This is a genomic window from uncultured Campylobacter sp. (assembly GCF_938040115.1).
Lineage (GTDB): Bacteria > Campylobacterota > Campylobacteria > Campylobacterales > Campylobacteraceae > Campylobacter_A.
On record NZ_CALHXD010000269.1, the window covers coordinates 1 to 3,904 of the forward strand.

Consider the following 3,904-nt stretch of genomic DNA (forward strand, 5'->3'; position numbering starts at 1 on the left):
GACTACATCACGCGCAAGACGCTAGACGGGCTCTTTAACGTGATGAGCGAGAAGGAAAGCTCGCTAAGGGGCGGCGCCGTGGAGCAGGGCACGAAAATCCTGCAGGGAATTTTCAAGTAAAATAAGGGAGAATAGTGAAAAATAGTTTGGAATTTCGCGCCGACGTAGGCATGATTTTTGTTGCGATAGTCTTTGGTCTGGGCTATCTGCCTACCTCGCTAGCGCTTGCTACTAACGGCGTTTTTGGCGTTTTGTTTTGGAGATTTTTGCTAGCGGCGATCATAGCCGGCGCGATATTTTATAAAAAGCTAAAAAACGTAAGCGCGCCTGATATAAAACCTGGCGTGATCTTGGGTCTGTTTTTGTTTGCGGGATTTGTCAGTCAGACTTTCGCGTTTAAGTACGCCGACACCTCGTCCGTGGCCTTTATCATCGGGCTAAACGTGGCTTTGGTGCCTTTTATCGCGGCGGGGCTTTTTAGGCATAAAATTTACTCCTACGCGTATGTGGGCGTGGCGTTTGCGGTGGCGGGGCTTTATATGATAGGCGATACGAAGGTGGGGTTTGGCCTGGGCGAAATTTTGGCTCTGGTTTGTGCGTGCGCCTACTCTTTTCACATCGTTCTCACCAACCGCTTGGTTCAAAAATGCAACCTCGTAAATATGGTTTATTTTGAAATTTTAACCCTAGTCGCGCTTTGTTTTGCGGCTATTTTGGTTTTTGAGGACGCTAAAATCGCGCCCGTCGTGGACAAGGCGTTTATCATAGCGATGCTAGTCGTGGGCGTGCTGGGCACGGCGCTTGCGTTTTTTGCGCAGGCCTTGATGCAAAAATTTACCACGCCCGTTAAAACGGCGATATTTTTCACTCTCGAGCCCGTAACCGCGGGAGCGATGGGGTATTTCGTCGGCGCGGAGGACATTAGCGCATATAGGCTTTGCGGCGCGGCGCTTATCTTGGTCGGAGTTTTGATCAGCGAGATAGGCAGCTACCTGCGCGCTAAAAAGGAAAATTTAGCCTAAATTTCGGCGGGTTTTGCTTGGCGTTTTGCTCAAAGCGCCGACCCGCCGTAAGATCAAATTTATCAAATCGCCGCCAAATTTACTCTCGCGGCGATTTTATCCCATTTAAATTCATCGTCGTTTTGCCAGCTAGCAAGAGGGAGGCGACTCTCAAATTTGACGCGATAAAGCCCGAATTTAGAGAAATTGCGTTAAATTTGCCCCTTAAATTTAGCTAAAGAAATCAGATGAAAAAATCAACCGAATTTAAGGCCGACCTCGCGCTGTTCGTGATCGCGGTGGTCTGGGGCGTGACGTTTTTGCCGATGGCGCAGACGCTAAAGACAAACGGCGTTTTTACGCTTTTGTTTTGGCGATTTTTGATCGCGGCCGCGCTGATGTCGCTAATAAGCCTCAAATTTACGCGAAAAATCGACCGCAATTCGTTAAGATTCGGCGCATTTTTAGGCGCGCTTTTGTTTGCGGCCTTTACGCTTCAGACCTTTGCCCTAAAGTACGCCCCAAGCTCAACCGTTGCCTTTATCACGGGGCTAAACGCCGTTTTTACGCCGTTTATCGCGCTCGCGTTTTTCGGACAAAAGGTCGTGGTTTACGCATTTATCGGCGCGTTTTTATCGGTAGCGGGGCTTTATTTTCTAACTGGCAGCGAGCTGGGTTTTGGCGCGGGCGAGGCGCTTAGCGTCGTTTGCGCGCTGGGCTTTGCGCTACATATCATTTTCACGGGCGTTTTGGTGCGCAGGTGCGAGCTTTATTGGATGGTGAGCGCGCAGTTTGCGGTCGTCGCGGCGCTTTGTTTTGTTGCGGCGCAGATTTTCGAGCCTCGCGGCGTCGTACCCGTTTTAGACGAGGCATTTTTCGTCGCGGTCGCGGTAACGTCGGTGTTTGCGACGGTTTTGGCGTTTTTCGTGCAAACCGCGGCGCAGCGCTACACGACGCCCGTTAAAACCTCGCTTATATTTACATTTGAGCCGGTAAGTGCTGGGATCGTGGGGTACTTTTTCGGCGGCGAGATACTAAGCGGTGTGCAGATAGCTGGAGCTGGGCTCATACTCTTTGGCATCGTCGTTAGCGAAGTGGGCAGCTACTATAAAAATAAAAAATCGCGGAAAATTTGAGCTAACGGCTTTTGCACGCTTAAATACGGAGCGGCCGAATTTTACGGTTAAATTTAAAAATTTCGACGTAAATTTGACCGCAAAAAGGAAGAGGAAAATGAACGAGGATGAAAATTTAGCGGTACCAAAGTGGATGGAGCTTAACGCCGACGAGAAAATTTTGTGCGAATTTGAGCTCACGCATACTGTCCACAAAGAAGTCGGCTCCGCGCTTTGTCTTTTGATACTGCTTTTATACGCGGGCGACAAGGGTTTTGACGTGGGCGCCGTTTGGTTTGCTATGACGGTGGGCTGCGCATTTTTATTTTGCCTTTTTGCGCGCCAAAGCGTGAAGACCGCCAAGGCCAAAAAGCTCTACGTCACTAACAAGCGTTTTATAACTGAACGCGGCGATACGGTCGGTATCGGCGACGTGTATTTTAGGTATTTTGACTCTGGATATTCGTGGGTATCGTTTAAAGTCGAACTTTGTTTTTATGAAAATAAAAAATTTCTCTTTTACTGCGTTGTGGACGAGGAGAGCGACGAGTATAAAAATTTGATAAATTCGCTATACCGGATTTCAAAAAATGACCGTCTCACGCAAAAGCACCTAGGCTACTACGTAAAACAAAAGCTAATCAATCCGTAAATTTGGCCAAATTTAAGAGCGCCGCGCAGTCTGTTGCTGCGGATTCGAAAGCCAAATTTAACCCGAAACGCCGAATCTACCGCCTTTTTACAGCCGTAAATATAAAAAAGCAAACCGAAGCGATAAGGATAATGCTAGCACCGCTGGTTAAATTCGCCTCAAAGCTCAGCCACAGCCCGCTCACGCAAAACGCGGCCGAGATGAGCGCGGCGTTTAGCATCATCGTGCCCAGGCGGCTCGAGACCGCGCCCGCGATATATGGCGGGATCGTGAGTAGCGCGATAACCAGTATGAGCCCGACCGCGCGTATAGTCATCACGACGCTTAGCGCCATCATGCACGTTAGCGCGTAGTATAGTAGCGTCGTGCGCACGCCGCGAAGACGCGCAAACTCCGCGTCAAAGCTAAGTGCTTCAAACTGGCGGTAAAATAGCGCGATGGACGCAAGTATGACGCAGTTTGCAACCGCCATGAAAACAAGATCGCCCTGCGGTACGGCCAAAATAGAGCCGAAAAGATAGCTCATTAGATCGACGTTATAGCCCGGCGCCAGGTCGGTGAGGATGATGCCAAACGCCATGCCAAACGCCCACAGCGCGCCGATAACCGAGTCCATCTTGCTTTTGTCTTTGAGCGTTATCGTAGCGATGAGTAGCGCCAAAAATAGCGAAAACAGACTCGCACCCAGCAGCGGTTCGAGCGAAAAATAAAACGCGATACCAAGCCCGCCGTATGCGCCGTGAGCGATGCCGCCCGCAATGAAAACCATGCGGTTTATGACCGTGAGCGTGCCGATCACGCCGCAAGCGATGCTAACGAGGATGCCCGCCAGCAGGGCGTTTTGCATAAAATTTAAGCTAAGAGCTTCTAGCATTTGTTTCCTTTTTTTACTTTTTTTCGGCGCTTTTTGATGTTACTCGGCGAAACCCGCACCGCGAAAATGCTAAATTTGGTTTGGTTAAATTTAGCGTCGCGCATAAATTTAATTTTCTTGTTAAGGGGGAAGGGCTTAAATTGCGCTCTGCTTTGCAGTTGCGAGGCAAAGCCGACGCAAAAGAGCTGCCTTTTTCTTTTCTTTGGGAGAGGAAGGGGATTCTACTTACGAAGCGTCGCCCCTTCCTCTCCCAAGCCCTCTC

The 3,904-nt window shown here is 49.6% G+C and carries 5 protein-coding genes; 4 read left to right on the forward strand and 1 reads right to left on the reverse strand.

The features are described from left to right. From Q0314_RS08995 to Q0314_RS09010, 4 genes are all read left to right on the forward strand, one after another. Nucleotides 1-120: DUF4197 family protein (locus Q0314_RS08995; protein WP_366114695.1), on the forward strand; the 120-nt coding region annotated here is incomplete at its 5' end. A 14-nt stretch (nucleotides 121-134) separates the two neighbouring features. After that, complete coding sequence (locus tag Q0314_RS09000; protein ID WP_298058388.1) at nucleotides 135-1,022, forward strand: DMT family transporter; 888 nt, start codon at nucleotides 135-137, stop codon at nucleotides 1,020-1,022. A 227-nt stretch (nucleotides 1,023-1,249) separates the two neighbouring features. Further along, the gene (locus Q0314_RS09005; protein ID WP_298058390.1) at nucleotides 1,250-2,137 is read left to right on the forward strand and encodes a DMT family transporter; all 888 of its coding nucleotides are present in this window, start codon (nucleotides 1,250-1,252) and stop codon (nucleotides 2,135-2,137) included. 97 nt (nucleotides 2,138-2,234) lie between these two features. Then, nucleotides 2,235-2,768 carry a hypothetical protein gene (locus Q0314_RS09010; protein ID WP_298058391.1) on the forward strand — a complete coding sequence of 178 codons (534 nt, stop codon included), beginning with the start codon at nucleotides 2,235-2,237 and terminating at the stop codon, nucleotides 2,766-2,768. Nucleotides 2,769-2,844: 76 nt separating this feature from the next. On the opposite strand, the gene Q0314_RS09015 is transcribed toward Q0314_RS09010, so the two are convergent. Further along, the gene (locus Q0314_RS09015; protein WP_298058393.1) at nucleotides 2,845-3,642 is read right to left on the reverse strand and encodes a metal ABC transporter permease; all 798 of its coding nucleotides are present in this window, start codon (nucleotides 3,640-3,642) and stop codon (nucleotides 2,845-2,847) included. Nucleotides 3,643-3,904: the final 262 nt, after the last annotated feature.

Excerpts from the sequence above, each read along its gene's own strand:
- Q0314_RS09015 (WP_298058393.1), bottom strand. The coding sequence starts at position 3,642 with ATGCTAGAAGCTCTTAGCTTAAATTTTATGCAAAACGCCCTGCTGGCG.
- Q0314_RS09010 (WP_298058391.1), top strand. The coding sequence starts at position 2,235 with ATGAACGAGGATGAAAATTTAGCGGTACCAAAGTGGATGGAGCTTAAC.
- Q0314_RS09005 (WP_298058390.1), top strand. The coding sequence starts at position 1,250 with ATGAAAAAATCAACCGAATTTAAGGCCGACCTCGCGCTGTTCGTGATC.